General features: G+C 55.5%; 16 protein-coding genes, 1 CRISPR repeat array and 1 riboswitch. Of the genes, 9 read left to right on the top strand and 7 right to left on the bottom strand.

All coding sequences use genetic code 11. From position 1 onward, the window contains the following. Positions 1–22: 22 nt before the first annotated feature. Positions 23–601 (top strand): bifunctional pyr operon transcriptional regulator/uracil phosphoribosyltransferase PyrR, encoded by a 579-nt coding sequence (gene pyrR, locus ACE419_RS00135; protein WP_435720619.1) that lies wholly within the window; start codon positions 23–25, stop codon positions 599–601. 77 nt (positions 602–678) lie between these two features. Beyond that, positions 679–782, top strand: a riboswitch (SAM riboswitch). A gap of 137 nt (positions 783–919) precedes the next feature. Beyond that, on the top strand, positions 920–2,095 hold the full coding sequence (metK, locus tag ACE419_RS00130; protein ID WP_435720960.1) for a methionine adenosyltransferase: 1,176 nt from the start codon (positions 920–922) through the stop codon (positions 2,093–2,095). A gap of 172 nt (positions 2,096–2,267) precedes the next feature. On the opposite strand, the gene ACE419_RS00125 is transcribed toward metK, so the two are convergent. From ACE419_RS00125 to ACE419_RS00105, 5 genes are all read right to left on the bottom strand, one after another. Beyond that, positions 2,268–3,413, bottom strand: coding sequence for an iron-containing alcohol dehydrogenase (locus ACE419_RS00125; protein ID WP_435720618.1), 1,146 nt, complete (start codon positions 3,411–3,413; stop codon positions 2,268–2,270). A 36-nt stretch (positions 3,414–3,449) separates the two neighbouring features. Further along, positions 3,450–5,003, bottom strand: a complete 1,554-nt coding sequence (locus ACE419_RS00120; RefSeq protein WP_435720617.1) for an APC family permease — start codon at positions 5,001–5,003, stop codon at positions 3,450–3,452. A 5-nt stretch (positions 5,004–5,008) separates the two neighbouring features. Beyond that, entirely contained in the window at positions 5,009–5,791 is a 783-nt protein-coding gene (locus ACE419_RS00115) for a cytidylate kinase-like family protein (RefSeq protein WP_435720616.1), read from the bottom strand. A gap of 153 nt (positions 5,792–5,944) precedes the next feature. Further along, positions 5,945–7,162, bottom strand: a complete 1,218-nt coding sequence (locus ACE419_RS00110) for an aspartate aminotransferase family protein (RefSeq protein WP_435720615.1) — start codon at positions 7,160–7,162, stop codon at positions 5,945–5,947. A 244-nt stretch (positions 7,163–7,406) separates the two neighbouring features. Beyond that, the gene (locus tag ACE419_RS00105; RefSeq protein ID WP_435720614.1) at positions 7,407–7,961 is read right to left on the bottom strand and encodes a helix-turn-helix domain-containing protein; all 555 of its coding nucleotides are present in this window, start codon (positions 7,959–7,961) and stop codon (positions 7,407–7,409) included. 207 nt (positions 7,962–8,168) lie between these two features. Between ACE419_RS00105 and ACE419_RS00100 the strand changes: the two genes are divergently transcribed. From ACE419_RS00100 to ACE419_RS00070, 7 genes are all read left to right on the top strand, one after another. Further along, positions 8,169–8,780 carry a DUF5662 family protein gene (locus tag ACE419_RS00100; RefSeq protein WP_432646444.1) on the top strand — a complete coding sequence of 204 codons (612 nt, stop codon included), beginning with the start codon at positions 8,169–8,171 and terminating at the stop codon, positions 8,778–8,780. A 103-nt stretch (positions 8,781–8,883) separates the two neighbouring features. Then, a complete protein-coding gene (locus ACE419_RS00095; RefSeq protein ID WP_432646445.1) occupies positions 8,884–9,279 on the top strand; it encodes a hypothetical protein in 396 nt (131 codons plus the stop codon). Positions 9,280–9,439: 160 nt separating this feature from the next. Beyond that, complete coding sequence (locus ACE419_RS00090; RefSeq protein ID WP_435720613.1) at positions 9,440–10,951, top strand: dihydrolipoyl dehydrogenase family protein; 1,512 nt, start codon at positions 9,440–9,442, stop codon at positions 10,949–10,951. A gap of 284 nt (positions 10,952–11,235) precedes the next feature. Further along, positions 11,236–12,243, top strand: coding sequence for a TRAP transporter substrate-binding protein (locus tag ACE419_RS00085; protein WP_435720612.1), 1,008 nt, complete (start codon positions 11,236–11,238; stop codon positions 12,241–12,243). Between the two features lie 17 nt (positions 12,244–12,260). Continuing rightward, complete coding sequence (locus ACE419_RS00080) at positions 12,261–12,806, top strand: TRAP transporter small permease subunit (protein WP_435720611.1); 546 nt, start codon at positions 12,261–12,263, stop codon at positions 12,804–12,806. After that, complete coding sequence (locus ACE419_RS00075; RefSeq protein ID WP_435720610.1) at positions 12,807–14,084, top strand: TRAP transporter large permease; 1,278 nt, start codon at positions 12,807–12,809, stop codon at positions 14,082–14,084. 183 nt (positions 14,085–14,267) lie between these two features. Beyond that, the gene (locus tag ACE419_RS00070; RefSeq protein ID WP_435720609.1) at positions 14,268–15,161 is read left to right on the top strand and encodes an RpnC/YadD family protein; all 894 of its coding nucleotides are present in this window, start codon (positions 14,268–14,270) and stop codon (positions 15,159–15,161) included. Between the two features lie 106 nt (positions 15,162–15,267). Here ACE419_RS00070 and ACE419_RS00065 read toward each other — a convergent pair whose 3' ends face one another. Beyond that, positions 15,268–15,507 carry a helix-turn-helix domain-containing protein gene (locus ACE419_RS00065; RefSeq protein WP_435720608.1) on the bottom strand — a complete coding sequence of 80 codons (240 nt, stop codon included), beginning with the start codon at positions 15,505–15,507 and terminating at the stop codon, positions 15,268–15,270. A gap of 297 nt (positions 15,508–15,804) precedes the next feature. Further along, a complete protein-coding gene (locus ACE419_RS00060) occupies positions 15,805–16,920 on the bottom strand; it encodes an IS110 family RNA-guided transposase (RefSeq protein WP_435720607.1) in 1,116 nt (371 codons plus the stop codon). 344 nt (positions 16,921–17,264) lie between these two features. Then, positions 17,265–21,441: a CRISPR direct-repeat array (repeat unit 29 nt; unit sequence GTATGCCCCGCACACGCGGGGATGATCCC). Positions 21,442–21,492: the final 51 nt, after the last annotated feature.

Genomic DNA, 21,492 nt, shown 5'->3' with positions numbered 1-21,492 from the left:
TAGGTAATTAGGAGGGATTTCTATGCCAGTACTGACCGATAAGACCGTCATCATGGATTCTGAGGGCATCCGCCGTGCCCTGACGCGCATTTCCCACGAAATCGTGGAGCGCAATAAGGGCGTCGAGAACCTCGTCATCGTGGGCATCCGCACGCGCGGCGTACCCATCGCCGAACGCATTGCCGACAACATCGAGCACATCGAGGGGAAGAGGCCGCCCGTCGGCATCCTCGACATCACGCTGTACCGCGACGATCTCTCCACACTTTCCTATCAGCCGATTGTCCATCAGACGGAGCTGCCGGCCGATATTCAGGACAAGACCATCGTGCTCGTCGACGATGTGCTCTACACGGGCCGCACAATCCGCGCCGCCCTCGATGCCATCATCGACATGGGCCGTCCGAAGGCCATCCAGCTCGCCGTGCTCGTCGACCGCGGCCATCGCGAGCTGCCGATTCGCGCCGACTTTGTCGGCAAGAACGTGCCGACTTCCTCGCATGAGGTCGTCAGCGTGCAGCTCAGCAGCACGGACAAGGCCGAAAAAGTCGTCATCCGCGAATTCCGCGAGGATAAGAAAGACGGCAAAGAGGAAGAATAAAAGTGAACCTGCTTCATTTTTATCTTGACAGTATCCCGTGTATGCGTTATGATGGATACACAAAGCAGAATAGTGAACTCACATCCAGAGCGGCGGAGGGACTGGCCCGATGAAACCGCGGCAACCATTGACTTTGTCAAAACGGTGCCAATTCCTTTAGGTCTGACCTATAAGATGAGAGTGCGATAACGAGCTCTCTATTATGGATAGAGAGCTTTTCTTATGCATGATACATGATAAAGGCTGCGAGAGACTGCTCTGCAAGCTTAACGTTAACCAAGATTTTAGAAGGGGGTTATTCCTTTGAGTAAAAAGCGTATGTTGTTTACCTCGGAATCCGTCACGGAAGGTCATCCGGACAAGATGGCGGACCAGATTTCCGACAGCATCCTCGATGCAATCCTTGAAAAAGACCCGAACGGCCGCGTGGCCTGCGAAACGCTCGTGACGACGGGACAGGTTCATGTCGTCGGCGAGGTTTCGACGAAATGCTACGTCGATATCCCGAAGATCATCCGTGAGACGGTGCGTGAGATTGGCTACACGCGCGCAAAATACGGCTTCGATGCCGATACCTGCGGCATCCTCGTTTCGCTCGATGAGCAGTCTCCGGATATTGCACAGGGCGTCGACAAGGCTCTCGAGGCCCGCGAAGGCGATATGGACGTCGAAGATGCCATCGGCGCCGGCGACCAGGGCATGATGTTCGGCTACGCGACGAACGAGACGAAGGAGTACATGCCGCTGACGATTGCGCTCGCACATAAGCTGGCCCGCCGCCTTGCCGAAGTCCGCAAGGACGGCACGCTCCCGTACCTGCGTCCGGACGGCAAAACGCAGGTCACGGTGCTCTACGAAGATGGCAAGCCCGTCGCTGTCGACACGATCGTCATCTCGACGCAGCATGACGAAGATGTCGAGCTCGCACAGATCCGCAAAGACCTCATCGAGCACGTCATCAAGGCAGTAGTTCCTGCCGAACTCCTGACGGACGCGACGAAAATCTTCATCAACCCGACGGGCAAATTCGTCATCGGCGGTCCGCAGGGTGACTCGGGTCTCACGGGCCGCAAAATCATCGTCGACACCTACGGCGGCTGGGCCCGTCACGGTGGCGGTGCATTCTCGGGCAAGGACCCGACGAAGGTGGACCGCAGCGCCGCTTACGCTGCCCGCTACGTTGCGAAGAACATCGTCGCTGCCGGCCTTGCTGACCGCTGCGAGATTCAGCTTGCCTATGCCATCGGCGTAGCGCATCCGGTCTCCATCATGGTCGACACATTCGGCACGAACAAAGTCGACGAGGACAAGATCGAAGAACTCGTCAAGAAGCACTTCGACCTGCGTCCGGCCGGCATCATCAAGATGCTCGACCTGCGCCGCCCGATTTACAAACAGACCGCAGCCTACGGCCACTTCGGCCGCACGGACGTCGACCTCCCGTGGGAGCACACGGACAAGGCCGCCATCCTGCGCGAAGAAGCCGGCCTCTGAGCAAAAAACAGCATAAGAAAAGACAGCCTCGCTCGTGGGGCTGTCTTTTTTGCGTGTGTTTTACGGTGTAAAAAGGCTAAAAAGAGCTAAAAAGAGTAAAAACCAACGGGCAGCATCCTCGGATGAAGATGCTGCCCGCCGGTTTCGCATTTTGAGCTATGGGTGGTATATGTCAAAGTGCTTTTTGATAAAGCGCTAGGACATCTTTTTTGGTCGTGGCCCTTGGGTTGACCGCGATGTTGCCGCTCTTCATGGCATCGTCGGCCATGGCGTCGAATTTCTCGGCCGTGACACCGGCTTCTTTGAGGCTGGCCGGGATGCCGAGTTCGGCGTTCAGTTCACGCAGCAGCGAGACGAGCTCGATGGGCTCGAAGTCTGCAGCTGCCGGTGTCGGCGATACGTAATTGTAGATTTTCCTGTACTTGCCATTGTCGGTCAGGGCGTTGAAATCCATGATCGTCGGCAGCAGGATGGCGTTGGCCACACCGTGCGGCACGTTGAAATACGCGCTGACGGGGTGGCTCATGGCGTGGACATCGCCGAGGCGGGCCCAGGAAAAGGCGATGCCGGCAAAGAGGGAACCCGTCAGCATGGCCTCAGCGGCCTCGACGTCGGCGCGGTTGGCGACGTAGCGGCGGATATTTTTGCCGATGAGCTCAAGGGCCTTTTCGGCCATGGCATCGGAGAATGGCGAAGCCGCGCGCGAGATGTAGGACTCAATGGCATGCACCATGGCGTCGATGCCGCAGGCCGCCGCGACCGAGGCCGGCGCCGTCGTCAAAAAGTCGGCATCGAGAATCGCGTAACGCGGAATCAGCTTGTAGCTGAAGACCGTGAGCTTGTAGTTCCTCGCATGGTCCGTGATGACGGAGAATGCCGTGACTTCAGAGCCCGTGCCGGCCGTCGTCGGGATCGCGATGAGCGGGATGATGTCGCCCGGCACCTTGCCGCCGCCCTCGTATTCCGTGATGCTGCCGCCGTATTTGGCGACGACGGCCACAGCTTTCGCAACATCCATCGGCGAGCCGCCGCCAAAGGCCACGATGAAGTCAGCACCGCTCGCGCGGAAGGCCTCAGCGGCTTTTGCGACCGTCTCAACGGAAGGATTGCCCTCCGTCTGGCTGAAGATATCCGAAGGAATTCCTTCTTTTGCCATGAGGTCCGCGCAGTGCTTGACATGGCCCATCTTCGTGAGGTGCGGGCCCGAGATGATGAAGGCATGCGTGCCGCCGATTTTTTTGGCAGCCGCGGCGAGTTTTTCGACCGTGCCGCGGCCGACGAGAATATCTTGGGGGATGGAGAAGCTGAATTCGTGCATGGGTAAGAGTCCTTTCTATATAGAATAGGGGGTAACTCAGGGCGCAGTTGTCAGATTGCGCTCAGCGAGAATCTTGTTGATGGCTGCGTCGATGGCATGGTCGAGGGCTTCGGAGATTTCCTCATCGCTCGACTGCAGGGCCGCAGCATCCTTGTCGGAGATGATGTCGACGAGCAGGCCGAAGCGTTCGCCGTACTCGCGCTTGCAGGCTACGCCGAAGATCAGGCCGAGCACGCACCAGCCGCCGGCCATGGCCCATTCCTGCCAAACGAGCGTTGCACCGGAATTCGGGATGACGTAGAGGGCAACCATGAAGCCCGAGAGGATGACGGCGAGCCAGCCGACAAGCTTATAATGCGAAACCTTGAACGGACGTTCAAGGTCCGGTTCCTTCTTGCGCAGAATGAGGAACGACATGGCGACCATGCAGTAAGCGAGGCAGCAGCCGAAGTTGCCGGCATCGACGATCCAGACGAGCATCTTGCGGCCGGCGAACGGCGCGATGACGGAGAGGAAGCCGATGAGGTAAAGGGCATTGACAGGCGTCTTATAGACCGGATGGAGTTTGGCGAAGAAACGCGGCACCATGTAGGACTCGGCCATGGAGTAGAGTGCGCGGCTGCCGCCCATGAGGAAGGAGTTCCAGCTGGTGATGATGCCGCACATGCCGCCGATGATGATGACTTTGGCCATCGTGGCCGAGTTCATGGCCTTGGCCATGGCATCGGCCGTGACGAGGCCCGTGCCGCTTTCGGAAGCCATAATTTCAGTATTCGTGAGCACGAGGCCGACAGCGATAATGACGAGTGCATAGAAGAGGACGGCGCAGACGACGGAGAGAATCAGGATCTTGCCGATTTTCTTGAGCGGTACGTTGATCTCCTCGGCGGCCTGCGGGATGACATCGAAGCCGATGAAGTAAAATGGCGTGGTGACGGCGACGGCGAGCACGGCCTTGATGGTCACGGACGCATCATCGCTGGCGATGAAGGCCTGCGGCATCAGGGTATCCGTGCTGCCCGTGATGACGGAGACGACGACGAGCAGGATGCCTGCGGCGCCGATGATGACGGTCAAAATGGTCTGGAGCTTGGCGGCAGCTTTGACACCGCGGATGTTGACGAACGTCATGATGATGCTCATGCCGACGGCAACGGCCAGCCACGAAGCGTAAATCTTAAAGCCCGCGACCGTGTAGAGGTAGCCCTGCAGGAAATTCGGGAAAATGTACGTGATGATGGTCGGCAGGGCACAGGCCTCAAAGCAGACAACGCTGGCATATCCGAGAACGATGGCCCAAGTACAGATGAAGGAACCGATTGGCCCCATGGCGCGGTAGCTGAAGACGTGTTCGCCGCCGCATTGCGGTATGGCGCTTGTGAGTTCGGCATATGTCAGGCCGACGAAGAAGATCATGACGCCGCCGATGCAGAAGCCGAGGGCCGCACCGAGCACGCCGCCATCGTGAATCCAGCTGCCGGTCGAAACGACCCAGCCCCAGCCGATCATGGCGCCGAAGGCGATGACGAGGATATCCCACGCGCCGAGCACGCGGTCAAAGGATGATGTTTTTGTTTCTACGCTTGCCATAGTATTCACACTCCTAACGCATCAGCCGTGACAGGCGGTTTGATGGAACTGTCGTGTTTGGCGGCGGCTTCTGCCGGCTCTTCCGGCATCGCTTTTTTCGTGGCAGCGGCTGCCGCTTTTTCTGCAGGTTCGGCCGGCTTGATGGTATTGGCAATCTCGGCTACACTTGCAAAGCCAAAGACCTTGGAGGCGACGTCCTCGATGAGCTTGGCCGTGCCGTCGATGCCTAAAAGGGAAGAATCAATCAGCATATGGCGGTTGTGGCGGTCGCCGCGGTAGGTGCCGGCTACCTGTTTGTAGCGAGCATGCAGATCTTCATCGCTCTTTTTGATTAAGAGGCTGGCATCGGTCTTGTTGAGGCTGTGGGCCTTCATGACGTTTTCAAGGCGCACCTGACTCGGCGCGTAAATGAAGACGTTCAGGCATTTTTCCTGATGGCGCAGGATGTGGTCGGCGCAGCGGCCGACGAAAACGCACGAGCCGCGGGCGGCGAGGCGCTTGACGGTTTCGCGCTGCAGGAAGACCACGCGGTCCGTGAGGTTATGGTACTTGATGGCGCCGAGTTTCTGCGGATTCGTATCGAGGTCGCGGCCGCGGATTTCCTTGGCCTTTTCGGCCTTGTCAAGAAGGTCCTTGGAGAAGCCCGCTTCCTCGATGATATCGTCGATGAGGCCGCGGTCGTAACACGGGATCCCGTAGTCCTTGGCAATGCGCCTGGCAAGCTCCGGCCCGCCGCAGCCGTATTCGCAGCCAACGGTGATAATGACTTTCTTTTTGCCTGTATCCATAAAAGCTTCATCTCGCTTTCTGATTATAAAAAGAAAAAGCAAAAAGCTGATGCGAGAGTACAGGACTCCCGCATCAGCTTCATTGCTGTATCCCAAAATGGGGATGTATATAGTAGTATTGTAGGATAGCTTGGTTAGTTGGTTGTGATGGGATTATTTGCTCAGGCTCTCGACCGTATCCTTGATGATGGCCACAGCCTTGTCGCAGTCGGCCTCGGTGATGATGAGAGGCGGGATGAGGCGGATGATGTGCTTGCCGATGGCCGTGATGAGCAGGTGACGGTCAAAGCAGCCGTGCTTGACATCGACGCCCGAGATCGTATCATCGAACTCGCAGCCGACGAGCAGGCCCTGACCGCGGACTTCCTTGACATGCGGCAGCTTGGCAAGTTTCTTCTGGAGATAAGCGCCGACTTTCTTGGCATTGCCGGCGAGGTCGCGGTCGAGGAGTTCATTGACTTCGGCAAGGGCAGCGGCGCAGCAGACCGGATGGCCGCCGAACGTCGTGCCGTGCGAGCCCATCGTGAAGGCTTTGGCGACTTCCTCGCGTGCGCAGATGGCGCCAATCGGCATGCCGCCGCCAAGAGCTTTTGCCATCGAGACGATATCCGGCTTGATGCCGTAGTTCATGAAGCTCATCGGCTTGCCCGTGCGGCACCAGCCCGTCTGGACTTCATCGATGAGCAGCAGCATGCCGTTCTCATCGCAGAATTTACGCAGGCCCGTCATGAATTCCTGCGTGGCCGGATGGACACCGCCTTCGCCCTGTACCGGCTCAATCATGATGGCGATTGTGTTCTCCGTGCAGGCATCCTTGAAGGCCTTGAGGTCATTGTAAGGAGCATAGGAGAAACCGTACGTCATCGGGCCGAAGCCGACCTGGCAGGCATTGCCCGGCTGACCCGTAGCACTCATGGCGCCGAACGTGCGGCCATGGAAGCCCATCTTAGCCGTGACGATGTGGTACTTGTTCGGGCCGTAGTGCTCGATGCCGTATTTGCGGGCCATCTTGATCATGGCCTCGTTGGCCTCGGTACCGGTGCTCTGGAAGAAAATCTTGTCCATGCCGATGGTCGTGCAGACCTTTTCAGCAAGCAGTGCCTGCGGAATCGTGTACGGATAGTTGAACGTCTGCATGAGCTCGCCGGCCTGTTCCTGTATGGCCTTGACGACTTTTTCGTTGCAGTTGCCGGCGCTGTTGACGGCGATGCCGGCGTAGAAATCGAGGTACGGCGTGCCGTTCTCATCGTACATGTACTGGTCTTTGGCTGTTTCAGCCAGGAAATCGAAACGCTCGTACGTCTCAATCATGTATTTCTTGACTTTGGCTTTGATATCTGCTGCAGTGAGTCCCGTGTCCTTGAGTTTCATGATGATTTCCTCCCTGTCCAATCAAAAAGGCGCCAGCGGACATTTCTCATGTCACGCTGACGCCATTGTCATCGTTTTTGTGGATGTTGTATTTGGTACTTGCTATCTTTGCTCTCGAGCTTATGTACAATATATCACACAAGTATGAATGCGTCAAGCCTATTTTAGCCATGTTTATTGTATTCATAACGATATATGTGCAATATACTGCATATATAGATACTTTGATATTTGTCAAAAGGATTCAGCTCACGACGAAGAACGAGGCAAAGCTGACTTTCTCCCGGCCGTGATTGCGGTAGACATGGTCGTCTTCCGAGGCAAAGCGGAAGGCTTCGCCGGTCTTAATGGTGAACGTTTCGCCATCTGCGAGTTCAAGGGAAAGCGTGCCCTGCAGCACAAAGACGTATTCCTTCGTGCGCTCGCCGTGGCCGCCGCTCCAGTAGGTGCCGCCCGCTTCGACATCGATGCGGTAAATCTCGACAACGTGATTGTCGGCAATCGGGAAGCACGTCCAGACGCGGTACTCGCCGGGCACGTCCTTCGTCGGCGCGATCTCATCGACGTCGACGAGGTACGCATCTTTCGTCGGGACCTGCGTGAGGTCCGCGAGCTTGATGCGCAGGCCGCTTAAAATCTTGTCAATGACCCCGATGGACGGATTGGCCGTGCCGCGCTCGATACTCGCGAGCATGCTCTTGCTCACGCCCGTCTGCTCCGCGACAACATCGAGGCTCATGCCCTTGGCTTTGCGGATGTGCTTGAGGTTGATGGAGATGTTGTGAATGAGATAATTCATAAGGATTCCTTCTTTGTCTTGCTTAAGGGAGGATGCTTTCATTATAACATAGGTACATGACATAGATACGTCTGGTCCGGCATTTTTTTGCTTTCTCGCTGCCGGGGCAATTTTCAGGGAAGTGTGAGCCGGACACTGTACTTTTCGGCCCAATCCGCTATAATAAGGATTATCAGCCCCATGAGAAAATAGAGAAGGGATGATAAGATGAAGAAAAATCAGGAGGCAGCGGCAGAGCTGCCCGAAGAGCGGCTGCCGTTCCTGCGCCGGCTCTTCGGCCATACGTGGATGGTCCTGCGCCATAAATACTGGGTCTTTCACTATGCCTGCATCGCGGGCATTCCGTGGCAGGGAATCACGCACGACCTTTCGAAGTTCTCGCGCATTGAATTCTGGGAGAGTGTGCATTACTACAATGGCATTTATTCGCCGATACGCCGCTGCAAGGAACTCAACAACGGCTATTCGTTCGCGTGGATCCACCATAAGGGGCGCAATCTGCACCATTACGAAGCATGGTGGGACAATTTTGACGGACCGGACGGCCCGCGGCCCATCGATATGCCGTACAACTACGCTGCCGAAATGGTCTGCGACTGCCTCGCGGCAGCGCGTGCTTATGGCCGTAAAAACTTCAGCTATCAGGCAGAATACGAGTGGTGGCAGCGCAAATGCCGGCACGGCGTCGCGATGACGAAGCACATGCAGGGCTTTATGGAAGAGGTCCTGAGCACCATCGCGAGGACGGAAGACGAGAGTCTGCTGCGTCCCGAAAATCTGCGTCCCATCTACGACCGCCACGTGCCGCCGCGTGCGTAAACGCTTGTCTTTTTGTCGTTTTCCTTGTATACTGTAGTTGATGCTATCACACACTGGCATTGCTTGTTTTAGGAAAATATCCTTTGGAAAGAGGGTTTGCATCATGAAGATGAAAAAGAATATTTTGGGCATGCTGCTCGCGGCCACGGCTGCCGTCTGCGCGCCTGTCGCCGTCTGCTCGGCCGCCTATGTCACGGCTTATGAGCAGCACGTCGATGAAAAATACGTCGTCGACACCTCGACAGTCTACCGTCCGGATGCCGACCACATCAACGTCGGCGTCTACTACACGGACAACATCAAGCAGAAGACGTATCCGTATGTCTACAAATTCTGGTACAATTCGGGCCGCGGTGCGTGGTACATCCTCGAACAGAAGGACAAGGCTGAATCCGGCGACATCTACGAGGATGATACGCATTACTGGTCCATCGTCGAGGAAAAGAGCATCGCACAGGACGTCCTGAAGGTCGTTCTGGCTTATACATCAGCGGATTGATTTTTGCTTCTGACTGATTCTGCAGCTGCCTTCCTGCGCACCGCCTTATGCTGTATGGCATAACTGGCGCGGCACAGGGAGGCTGTTTTTCTCACTGTTGGACTGTTGATAAGTGTAAGAAAACTTCTATATAAATAGAAGGAAAGAAGGAGGTAATTTTATGAAAGCATACGACGTCATCATCATTGGCACGGGCGCGGGCAATATCATCGCCGATGCGGCCATCCGCGCACAGAAGACCGTGGCCATCATCGAGCGGGGACGCTTTGGCGGCACCTGCCTGAACCGCGGCTGCATTCCGACCAAAGTCATGGTCACGGCAGCCAACCTCGTCTGCGAAATGCGGGAAAGTGCGCGCATCGGCGTTCTCGCTGACAACATCCGCCTCGACTGGGAGACCGTCGCGAAGCGCCTGTGGCAGAAAATCGACGAAGGTCCCGGGATTCAGACGTACTACGACCAGTTCCCGAATGTCACGACGTACAACGGCACGGCTTCGTTTACCGGCAAAAAGACTTTGCTCATCGAAAAGAACGACGGCGGCCGCGAGGAAATCGAGGGCCAAAATATCTTCATCGCCACGGGCGGCCGGACAAATATCCCAAAGCTTCCGGGTCTTGCAGAAGCGGGCTATGTGACGTCGGAGACGTTCTTCGGCCAGAAGTTCCCGAAGAAGCCCTACAAGAGCCTGATTGTCATCGGCGGCGGGCCCATCGGCTGCGAATTTTCCCATGCCTTCCGGGCGGCCGGCACAAAGGTCACGATTGTTCAGCACAATGTGCGGCTGCTGCCGAAAGAAGACGAGGAAATATCGGCTTTTATGCTGAAGCAGTTTGAGGGCAGGGGCATCGAAGTGCTCCTGAACAAGGATACCATTTCCGTCCGCGTGGAACATGGCGAAAAAGTCCTGACCGTGCAGGACAGAAAGAGCAGCGAACAGGCAGAAGTCCGGGCCGAGGAAATCCTCGTCGCGCCGGGCATCCGCCCGATGACGGAGCTCCTGCACCTCGAACATACGGACGTGAGCCTCGACAAGCGCGGCTATATCCGTACAAACGAATTCCTCGAGACGAGTGCTGAGGGCATCTGGGCGATTGGCGACGTCAACGGCAAGGCCCCGTTTCGCCACAAGGCCAACTACGAAGCTGAAATCCTCGCGCACAATCTCTTTGAGGGGAGAGCCCCCGAAGACTGGCGCTGGGCCGACTACGATGCCGTTCCAGCCGTGACCTATACCTACCCCGAAGCCGCGCATGTCGGCCTGACCGAAAAAGAAGCACAGGCACAGGGCTATGAAACGGAAACGGCCCATAACAACTACTCCGCAGCCGTCAAGGGCTTTGCACTCGGCTTCGAACCAGGCCGTTCCGACGATGGCTTCGTCAAACTCGTGCTCGACAAAAGAAAGCACCATATCCTTGGCGCCCATATCGTCGGCCACGAAGCCTCGATTCTCATCCAGCCCTTCGTCAACCTGCTCATGTGCGGCAAACATACCATAAAGCCCATAAGCGAGGACATCGCCTCGGAGACCACAAAAAAACTCCGCGCCCTGCCGCTGACGCGCGACCTCGACCCGCGCTCCGTCTACACCCTCGGCGAAAGTATGACCCCGCATCCGTCGCTGTCTGAAGTCACCATGTGGACGCGGTATTACTATGAGAAAAAGTAAATAAGAAGCATTCCGACTGATCCTGCAGGCGTCCGGCCACGTCCGGCTGACCGCAGGGTCAGTTTTTTATGTATACCACATCGAAATTATCAATCTTTTCATAAGATATTTTTATTGATGATAGGCTTGCATTTTGTATACCATTGGTGTACACTAGAGTCCATCAAACGTTACATAAAAACGCTTTTATACAAAATTATTTCCATATATATGTAACATTTGGTTATTGGAGGTGTACATAGAAGATGAGGATTTGGGGAAGAAGCAGAATCATATGTCTTGTTATGGCCATGGTGATGAGCGCCCTGCTGCTGTCAGGCTGCGGCCTCGGCAAGATGGCCCGTGAACATCAGGCCGCTCAGGGTGGACCTGTCGAGCTCAAGCTAGCTTACCATCTGCCGCAGGACCACTACCTGTCGCAGGGCATGGAACGCTTCGCCGAGCGCGTCAATGAACGTTCGGGCGGCTCCATCAAGATTACGACGTATCCGGCCGGCCAGCTCTACACGGATAAGAGCATGAATGACGCCATCATGTCGGGCGGCCTTGACATGGGCCTGAACTCCACGGCCATGTGGACGACCGTTGTGCCGGCCCTCAATGTCCTCGATGTCCCGTTCCTGCTGAACAGCTACGAAGCCGTCGGCCGTGCGATGGACGGCAGCCTCGGCCGCACATTGACAAGCGAAATGGAAAGAAAGGGCGTCCATCCGCTGATTTGGGTTGATTATGGCTATGTCCAGTTCTGCAACAACCAACGTCCTTTAAAAGAACCGGAGGATTTCAAGGGCCTGCAGCTGCGCGGCTACGGCCAGATTCCGGCCGAGACCATCAAGGCCCTCGGCGCTTCGCCTGTTACGATGAGTTCGAGTGAAGTCTACATGGCCATGCAGCGCGGCACGATCGACGGCCAGACTTCGGGCACGACGGCCATGTATCAGAGAAAAATCTACGAAGTCGCCAAATACCTGACGATGACGAATCACGCTTACTGCGAATTCGTGCTCGCCGTCAACGGCGGCTCGTGGGACCGGCTGACCGACGAGCAGAAGCAGATTGTCGAGGAATGCGCGAACGAGACGCGCGACGAACTGCGCGAAGAAACGAAGAAGCAGGACCGCGAATGCATGGAAAAACTCCGCGACGCCGGCATGGAAGTTTACGAGATTCCGCCCGAGGATTTGCCGAAATGGCAGGAAGCCACGATGCCCGTACGCGAAAACTTCATCCGCAAAATGGGTGACCTCGGCCGTCAGCTCGTCGACCAGTGCCTTGCCGCGAATAATCAGTGAGAAAGGAAGCAGATTTTATGACATTCAAAGAAATTGTTTTGCTCTATGACCGTTTGCTCGGCAAACTCACGCGCCTTGCCGCCGTGCTCGCAGGTCTGCTGCTCCTTTTGACAGCCCTGATCATCTGCTACGAAATCATCGTGCGCGATTTCTTCCATTCGCCAACCGAGTGGGTGCTCGAAGTCGCGACCTACGCCATCATCATTGCAGGCTTTCTCGGCCTTGCCGTCGCGTTCCGCGACAACGCCCATGTGCGCGTCGACATTTTCGCCGGCCGCTTTGCTCCGGAGACAAAGCGCAAACTCGATATGGCCCTGAACGTCATTTCGTTTTTGCTGTTCCTGATTTTCATGACGGAGAGCATGGACCTTGTGACATCGTCCTATACCTATCATAAACTTTCGCCGTCCATTTTGCGCTTTCCGCTGTACATTCCGCAGTTTGCACTCGTTGCAGGCTCCTTCCTGCTCTTAGGCGAGATTGCCTGCCGTTTCCTCTTTGAGCTGCTGCGTTTGCCGCTGACAAAAGAGGAAGCAGAGGAGAAGGAAAGGAAGGTGCGTTAAATGTCAGCTGTTTTTGCCATCATCGTTTTAGCTTTATTTGCCCTCGGCATGCCCGTGGCCTTTGTGCTCATGCTCGGCGGCGTGCTCGGCATGCTGTTTTTCCTCGGCGGTCCGGCTGCGTTCACGCAGATTCCGGTCATCGCCTATAAGACCCTTGACGATTTTGTCCTCGTCGCTGTGCCTCTCTACATCCTCATGAGCGAGATTCTCTTAAAGGGCAAGGTCGGCAACGGCCTCTTCGAACTTGGCAGCAAATGGCTCGGCCATCTGCCGGGCGGCATCGGCGTTGCGACGATTTTCGCCTGCGCGATTTTTGCCGCTATTTCGGGCTCAAGCGTGGCCACAGCCGTGACCATCGGCGCCATGGCTATTCCGGAAATGCTCAAGCGCGGCTATGAGCGTACGACCGTCCTCGGCGCCGTCGCTGCGGGCGGCACGCTCGGCATCCTGATCCCGCCGAGCATCCCGATGATCCTGTATGGCTCCATCACGGGCGAGTCGGTCGGCAAACTCTTTATCTCGGGCATCGTGCCGGGCGCTTTGATGACGCTCTTTTTTATCTGCTACCTTGTCTTCCGCTGCCGCCATATGGAGCGCCAGCAGCCGGCGAGCTGGTCAGAGCGCATGGCGACCCTCAAAGAAAACATCTGGGGCCTGCTTCTGCCGATTATCGTCGTCGGCGGCATCTACACGGGCCTGTTCACCCCGACTGAAGCCGCTGCCGTCGGCACGTTCTACAGCCTCGTGATCACGTTTTTCGTTTACCGCACCGTAAAACTCCGTGACATGGGCGTCATTCTGCAGGACACGGTCAAGACAACTTCGATGATTTTCGCCATCATGATTGGCGCGATGCTCTTCGGCTTTATCCTGACGGCTTTGCAGGCCCCGCAGGCCCTGATGTCGCTCGTCACGAACGCGCAGGTCAGCCGCTGGTTCATCTTCATCGGCATCAACCTCGTCCTTCTGGCCCTCGGCTGCGTGCTCGAAACGGTCTCGATCATCCTCATCACGCTGCCGATGCTCTATCCGATTGTCAAGTCCTTGGGCTTTGATCTCATCTGGTTCAACGTCGTCATGCTCATCAACATGGAACTTGCCCTCATTACCCCGCCGGTTGGCATGAACCTCTTCGTCATCAAAGGCATCAGCCCCGACAGCACCATCGGCCAGATCATTCAGGGCTCCGTGCCCTTCGCCATCATCATGGCCCTTGAAATCGTCCTCTTGTGCCTCGCTCCGCAGCTCGCCACGTGGCTGCCGTCCGTACTGCAGTAAAGCAGTTTCCTACTATATAATATAGGCTTAAAAAAGGCCCTGCTCACAGATTCATGAATCTCTGGGCAGGGCCTTTGTCGATAAAGCTGCATAGGCAGCTTGGTGAGAGGATGAAAAAACAGGGCCACTTCTTCTTTCCAGAATGGAATGGTATAATAAAGATAAAAAGAGGGAGGGCGCGCAATGAAGGCCAAACGGAGTTATAAGGATTCGCTTTTTCGTCATATCTTCAATGATAAAGCGAGGCTGGCGAGTCTCTACAAGGGGCTGACTGGGCGTGAGATCGACACAAAGGATATCACGATTACGACGCTCAAGGGTGTATTTTTCAACGATATCAAGAATGACATCAGTTTTCGTATCGGCAACCGCGATATCATCCTCATGGAACATCAGAGCTCGTGGAATCCCAATATGGCACTGCGGATGCTCTGGTATATCGCGAAAATCTACAGCCGTCAGATTGGCAGGGATATCGTATACCGCTCGCAGATGGTAGAAATTCCGGCACCGGAATTCTATGTGCTTTACAATGGGCATCAGGAAGAACTTGCCTACCAGAAACTGCGTCTTTCCGATGCGTTTGCGCATGAGACGGATACGCTTGAACTCGTGGTGGACTGCTATAATATCAACTATTCGGAACACAGCGAGCTTTTGAATCAATGCTACGAGCTGCGGTGCTACAGCATTTTCGTGCAGAAGACCCGCGATTATTACGCGGAAAGCCACGATCTTGCACGGGCTGTTCGTCTGGCTATTGCGTACTGCAAGACTCACGACCTCATGGCTGACTATTTTGCGGAAAATGAGAAAGAGGTGTTCGACATGGTGAATTTTAAATGGGATCAGAAACGTGCGCTCGAAATCGCGAAGGAAGATGGCGTTGCCGAAGGCCTCGAGAAAGGAATCGAGAAAGGGCGTGCAGAAGGCCGTGCGGATAAGAAGCGCGCGATTCTAGGAATTGCTCTGTCCCTACTGCGCAAGGGGATGTCGGTGAATTTTATTGCGGAAACTACACAGCTTTCTGTTGAAGAGGTGAAAAAACTTGCACGAGATAATGGTCTGGCTTTTTGATGGAATAAATTTTGCAGTATGAGAGAGAAAAAATCGTCATCGTAGGATGGCGATTTTTTCTGATAATAGACAGAATGCTGCGTGCGCGCTTCATAACCGAGAATTTTCATCCTATCATATTTAAAGTCGTGAGTGAATGAATGCTGTCCCGCAGTTCCCTGACGCGCTGCTCGATAAAATCAATGCAGATATTGTGTTTGCCAAAACGGCTGATCTCCTGATTTACGGCAACCATTTCGTTGTACACGAATCGGGCGGCATCAGCATTGCGCTGGATTATTTTTTTCTGTTGGTCGCTGGGGTAGATGTGGACCTTCAAGCCGTAATGGTGGAGATAGTCCTTCATGTGCTACATTTTATCACCTCTTTTCTGTTATGTAGTGCCTTTTGTCAAGCACCAATTTCTATATCTTTGCCAGAAGGCATTTTGAAAAGACCTTAGATAACATAGTTCTCGGCAGTGCCACTCTGTTATACGTGGATTGGTTACCACAGTGTAATGGTTTCGCCGTAAGTGCTACGATCTAAAATCGTGAATCACAATATATTGTGTCAGCATAGAAAGGTCGTAGATCACTAAACCTTACACTGCTATGCCAAAGTCCCTTCAAGATGCCTTCCAGCAGCTTTTTTCGGCCACCTGTCAGGCAGTATGGTCGGTCATCAGTCCCCAAATAAAGCAGGACAATTCCCGAGCCACTGCCGTCGCTGCTACGTTGTGTTTCTTGTTATTCTTCAAAACCATGTGGTAAAACTTCCTTCTCAGGCGTTCGTTTGCCTTGTCGGCATACGCAATCGTCTCCGGCGTATTGCCATATTGACGTGCCTTCAATGCCTGGGACTTGTAGCCAATACGGCCTCGTCCGTAACATTGAGCTGCTTCTGTTAACAATCTTCTCAGATGCGTATTGCCCGCTTTTGTTATGCCTGTTCGGTTTTGTTTATCACCACTGGATTGTTCTCCGGGGACCAGTCCCAGGAACGCTGCATACTGATTTGCTTTCGCAAACCGTGCAAAATCACCAGTCTCAACAACCAGTGCCAAAGCGGTATGCGTCCGAATACCAATCAGGCTGGAAAGTTTCTTCACCTTCTCAGCATAAGCAGTACCGCCGGCAAGCTCTTCAATGCGCTTGTCAAAGCGTTCCAGCTTATCGGTAAGATGCTGGTAGGTCTGGAGGTATTCATCCAGTATTTCTCTCATCAAAGCATCCATCTTAAGACTTCTCAGCCAAGTTAAATGCTTCACCGTCCAATAACTCTTGCCAATCGTAAATTGGAAATCGTAGCGCAGGCAGAATGCCAGAATTTGCTGCTTTACCTTCTTCAACGCCAGTTTATGAGCGTCCCGCATACGGATATATTCTTTGACTTCAGAATCCTCTTTCGTCGGAACATACACCGCGCGATAGGTGTTGAATGCCAGGCAGCGCGCAATCTTCATGGCGTCCCGCTTATCCGTCTTGATTTCATTTTTCTTGTACATTGGCATGGTCGAGGGCGCAAGAATCGTACAATCGATACCATGATCCACCAGCTGATGGTAGAGAGAATAACCAAGACATCCTGCTTCGTAACCGCAGTGGAATTCACACGGCTCGCCAACATTCTTCTGGACCTTTGCCAGATATTTCAAGATTTCCTTGTAGTCCGGTTCCACTTGGACCGTTGCGAAGCATTTGTCATTATTTACCATGTAGCAGGAAAGAGTGTAATTAGAGGAATGGACATCCATTCCGACATATACTATACTTTTCATAGGTGGCCTCCATTTGTATGCGGTAAATCCTGTTGGTTTTGATGTCATCTTTATCATACAGGTAAATCCACGATGCTTGCAATTGGAGGTCACTACATATTATCTAAGACCAGTATACAACATCTTTCTGAGGAATATCGGGAAGGCGGAGACTGGTCTGTGCTATATTTGACAGATGACTAAAAACTTGGTTAAATAAATTACAGACAGATGTACAAGGCTTTATCGATCTGACTACAATTCGTGCTATCGAGAAGAATGTTGTCGTAGTGAATAATTACTAAAACTAAATAAAATAATGAAAACGGATTTTAGAAATGGCGCTACTATTGGGATTTGTTAGTGTATGCCCCGCACACGCGGGGATGATCCCGTTATACGCGCCCCAGATGTAAATCATCGTGTGTATGCCCCGCACACGCGGGGATGATCCCTGCCTGCTTCATTTTCTGCTTCGTGTTCGTCTGTATGCCCCGCACACGCGGGGATGATCCCCTTTGTTTACAAGAGAAGCTACAAGAGCATCAGTATGCCCCGCACACGCGGGGATGATCCCGTCAACACGGGCGGCTACGTACTCACAGCGGCGTATGCCCCGCACACGCGGGGATGATCCCACGTCCGGCAACGGCGGCGGCTGGATGGAAGCGTATGCCCCGCACACGCGGGGATGATCCCAGCTTATCATACCTCGAGCCGACATGGGTATGGTATGCCCCGCACACGCGGGGATGATCCCTCGTCGAGCACTTTCCTTGCCCTGATGACTTCGTATGCCCCGCACACGCGGGGATGATCCCGCACCAAGCTTGGGGATGTGCGTTGTCAACGCGTATGCCCCGCACACGCGGGGATGATCCCTACTTTCTGCGCCCGTGCAAATGCTTGATAAGGTATGCCCCGCACACGCGGGGATGATCCCGGGCTTGTAAAGGCTGTCCGATGTTTATCGAGGTATGCCCCGCACACGCGGGGATGATCCCTGGAGTTGTCGTTGGTGCGATTGCAGGGTGGAGTATGCCCCGCACACGCGGGGATGATCCCTGGATGAATTTCAGGAGGGGGAGAGCATGAACGTATGCCCCGCACACGCGGGGATGATCCCGAGATTGTCACGCTGCTGGAAAAGATGAAGAAGTATGCCCCGCACACGCGGGGATGATCCCGCGAGGTGCAGCCGGAGCCTGGCGTGGTCAAAGTATGCCCCGCACACGCGGGGATGATCCCGAGATTGTGGCGCGTGGCCGTGAGGACCGGGCGTATGCCCCGCACACGCGGGGATGATCCCACCGCAAGATTCTGGATTGATTCCAGAGACTAGTATGCCCCGCACACGCGGGGATGATCCCTGCATCGCGCACTTTGTTCCACCCAGATTCATGTATGCCCCGCACACGCGGGGATGATCCCCGCTCAGCTCGTCGGCATCCGCACGGATGAAAGTATGCCCCGCACACGCGGGGATGATCCCTAGTGCGCCTTTTTCGGGCAAAAGAAAAACTCGTATGCCCCGCACACGCGGGGATGATCCCCGCGCTCCCATGAGATATACAGTTTATCGCCGGTATGCCCCGCACACGCGGGGATGATCCCCGGCGCGAGCCCCGATGCCGAGGCTACCCAGCGTATGCCCCGCACACGCGGGGATGATCCCTGCTGCAATGCGATTTCGCAGCCAATCAGCCGGTATGCCCCGCACACGCGGGGATGATCCCATAACTCCCAGCTTGCGATGCCGCTGTCTCGCGTATGCCCCGCACACGCGGGGATGATCCCTCGCGCTTGAGCGTGATGAAATGGTTTTCGTCGTATGCCCCGCACACGCGGGGATGATCCCATTTTTTCGACATAGTCAATCGTTTTCTGATAGTATGCCCCGCACACGCGGGGATGATCCCATTTACGCCGGCAAGAAAATCATGAGCTCGAAGTATGCCCCGCACACGCGGGGATGATCCCACCATAGTTGCTGATAATGCGGCGGCTGCTTGGTATGCCCCGCACACGCGGGGATGATCCCCAGGCTGTTTATCTGGTCGAGCAGTATCTTGCGTATGCCCCGCACACGCGGGGATGATCCCCTCCGCGCATCCATCGCACTCCCGCCGTACGGGTATGCCCCGCACACGCGGGGATGATCCCTGGTAACGAGCCTGATCAGCGCGGCCGGCGACGTATGCCCCGCACACGCGGGGATGATCCCTTCATCACGGTTGTAGTGTCTCCGGATGTGAAGTATGCCCCGCACACGCGGGGATGATCCTGTAACGACTGCGCTACCGCTTTTCGTGAACAAGTATGCCCCGCACACGCGGGGATGATCCCGGTGGATGCGCTTCTTGAATGTCTTTTTGTCCGTATGCCCCGCACACGCGGGGATGATCCCGAGGATTTTGACACGCAGTACCTTTTCAAGGAGTATGCCCCGCACACGCGGGGATGATCCCATTGAGCAGATAGATTTCTTTAACTCTGGCATGTATGCCCCGCACACGCGGGGATGATCCCTTCATTGTAGCACACGCCGCAGTGAAAAGGAAGTATGCCCCGCACACGCGGGGATGATCCCGGTCACGATGATACAGCACGCTCTTTCTTTTAGTATGCCCCGCACACGCGGGGATGATCCCTGTTGATGAGGTTCGTGAGAAATTCCTTTGTCGTATGCCCCGCACACGCGGGGATGATCCCAGTGTGGCGCCACCGGAGATGCAGCTTCTTTAGTATGCCCCGCACACGCGGGGATGATCCCACGGCCCGAGCACTTTTTGTGCTTGGGCTCTAGTATGCCCCGCACACGCGGGGATGATCCCGTTGACCTGTACACGTTCCCAACGGTAACGAAGTATGCCCCGCACACGCGGGGATGATCCCTTCTGCCTAGGTAGCTGTCGATTAGGTCTGTAGTATGCCCCGCACACGCGGGGATGATCCCGATTGAATGTGGATTGGAAAATACTTTCTCGAGTATGCCCCGCACACGCGGGGATGATCCCTTTCTTTGTAATGGTGTAATCACAGACTAGGAGTATGCCCCGCACACGCGGGGATGATCCCGATTGCCATTAATCTGAGCAGCACTTGTAATTGTATGCCCCGCACACGCGGGGATGATCCCAAAATATAACGATAAAAATTATGACCGGCTGGGTATGCCCCGCACACGCGGGGATGATCCCGGTCTTGCTCTGCTTGTATGGCATGACGGTGAGTATGCCCCGCACACGCGGGGATGATCCCTCGGCCTGCGTCTCTGGCGTGCGCTTCGTCGAGTATGCCCCGCACACGCGGGGATGATCCCTGAGAGACACGAAGATAAACCATGATGATATTGTATGCCCCGCACACGCGGGGATGATCCCGGTGTTGTTATCAAAACCACCAAGGTGAACCCGTATGCCCCGCACACGCGGGGATGATCCCTATAGGAAAGCAACGGATGACAAGAAGAAAGCGTATGCCCCGCACACGCGGGGATGATCCCGAGTCCGAAGTGACGTTCAGCTTCCGGGATAAGTATGCCCCGCACACGCGGGGATGATCCCATGCCGCCGATATAACGGTCAAGCGCGTCATGGTATGCCCCGCACACGCGGGGATGATCCCAATGGCGGCTCGGGCATGATCGACGGCACGCCGTATGCCCCGCACACGCGGGGATGATCCCTTGGCAGCTCGATCATGCCGGCACGGCGCCAGGTATGCCCCGCACACGCGGGGATGATCCCTACAATGACGCGAGTTACTCGAATGCTTGGAGGTATGCCCCGCACACGCGGGGATGATCCCTACCGATATCTCCAGATGCGATGACTGAATCAGTATGCCCCGCACACGCGGGGATGATCCCGAAACGCTCCCCGTCGCAGGTCAGGATAATCTGTATGCCCCGCACACGCGGGGATGATCCCGCCTGCAGCCGCTCATTACCCTGTCGCCTGCCGTATGCCCCGCACATGCGGGGATGATCCCGCAAAGTATCCGTTGACTTTTTTGCTACCAACGTATGCCCCGCACACGCGGGGATGATCCCTCCATCATCTTGTGGATCTGCGAGATGGTGAAGTATGCCCCGCACACGCGGGGATGATCCCTGCGTCAGTGGAAGACGATGCAGCAGGCAAACGTATGCCCCGCACACGCGGGGATGATCCCCGCAACGATCTACAACAAGTTCGTCGTTTTCGGTATGCCCCGCACACGCGGGGATGATCCCGTTCCGCAACAGCTCGCCCAGTTCCAGAGTCAGTATGCCCCGCACACGCGGGGATGATCCCGTCGGCATTTTGTCACGCCGGAGCCAACACCGGTATGCCCCGCACACGCGGGGATGATCCCAGGTGGCTGCGTTCGATCGGCTTTACTTTGGCGTATGCCCCGCACACGCGGGGATGATCCCGTCGGCATTTTGTCACGCCGGAGCCAACACCGGTATGCCCCGCACACGCGGGGATGATCCCGCCGGAAGGTGTACGCCATCCTCGGCGAGATAGTATGCCCCGCACACGCGGGGATGATCCCGCCGGAAGGTGTACGCCATCCTCGGCGAGATAGTATGCCCCGCACACGCGG

Origin of the sequence: Mitsuokella apri, from assembly GCF_047974105.1 — a bacterium.
In the GTDB taxonomy this organism is placed as follows: Bacteria; Bacillota; Negativicutes; order Selenomonadales; family Selenomonadaceae; genus Mitsuokella.
This window is presented reverse-complemented; position numbering and strand designations above follow the sequence as displayed.

What these genes read in the sequence shown, in the direction of transcription:
- pyrR (WP_435720619.1), top strand. Translation starts at nt 23, where the DNA reads ATGCCAGTACTGACCGATAAGACCGTCATCATGGATTCTGAGGGCATC.
- metK (WP_435720960.1), top strand. Translation starts at nt 920, where the DNA reads ATGTTGTTTACCTCGGAATCCGTCACGGAAGGTCATCCGGACAAGATG.
- ACE419_RS00125 (WP_435720618.1), bottom strand. Translation starts at nt 3,413, where the DNA reads ATGCACGAATTCAGCTTCTCCATCCCCCAAGATATTCTCGTCGGCCGC.
- ACE419_RS00120 (WP_435720617.1), bottom strand. Translation starts at nt 5,003, where the DNA reads ATGGCAAGCGTAGAAACAAAAACATCATCCTTTGACCGCGTGCTCGGC.
- ACE419_RS00115 (WP_435720616.1), bottom strand. Translation starts at nt 5,791, where the DNA reads ATGGATACAGGCAAAAAGAAAGTCATTATCACCGTTGGCTGCGAATAC.
- ACE419_RS00110 (WP_435720615.1), bottom strand. Translation starts at nt 7,162, where the DNA reads ATGAAACTCAAGGACACGGGACTCACTGCAGCAGATATCAAAGCCAAA.
- ACE419_RS00105 (WP_435720614.1), bottom strand. Translation starts at nt 7,961, where the DNA reads ATGAATTATCTCATTCACAACATCTCCATCAACCTCAAGCACATCCGC.
- ACE419_RS00100 (WP_432646444.1), top strand. Translation starts at nt 8,169, where the DNA reads ATGAAGAAAAATCAGGAGGCAGCGGCAGAGCTGCCCGAAGAGCGGCTG.
- ACE419_RS00095 (WP_432646445.1), top strand. Translation starts at nt 8,884, where the DNA reads ATGAAGATGAAAAAGAATATTTTGGGCATGCTGCTCGCGGCCACGGCT.
- ACE419_RS00090 (WP_435720613.1), top strand. Translation starts at nt 9,440, where the DNA reads ATGAAAGCATACGACGTCATCATCATTGGCACGGGCGCGGGCAATATC.
- ACE419_RS00085 (WP_435720612.1), top strand. Translation starts at nt 11,236, where the DNA reads ATGGCCATGGTGATGAGCGCCCTGCTGCTGTCAGGCTGCGGCCTCGGC.
- ACE419_RS00080 (WP_435720611.1), top strand. Translation starts at nt 12,261, where the DNA reads ATGACATTCAAAGAAATTGTTTTGCTCTATGACCGTTTGCTCGGCAAA.
- ACE419_RS00075 (WP_435720610.1), top strand. Translation starts at nt 12,807, where the DNA reads ATGTCAGCTGTTTTTGCCATCATCGTTTTAGCTTTATTTGCCCTCGGC.
- ACE419_RS00070 (WP_435720609.1), top strand. Translation starts at nt 14,268, where the DNA reads ATGAAGGCCAAACGGAGTTATAAGGATTCGCTTTTTCGTCATATCTTC.
- ACE419_RS00065 (WP_435720608.1), bottom strand. Translation starts at nt 15,507, where the DNA reads ATGAAGGACTATCTCCACCATTACGGCTTGAAGGTCCACATCTACCCC.
- ACE419_RS00060 (WP_435720607.1), bottom strand. Translation starts at nt 16,920, where the DNA reads ATGAAAAGTATAGTATATGTCGGAATGGATGTCCATTCCTCTAATTAC.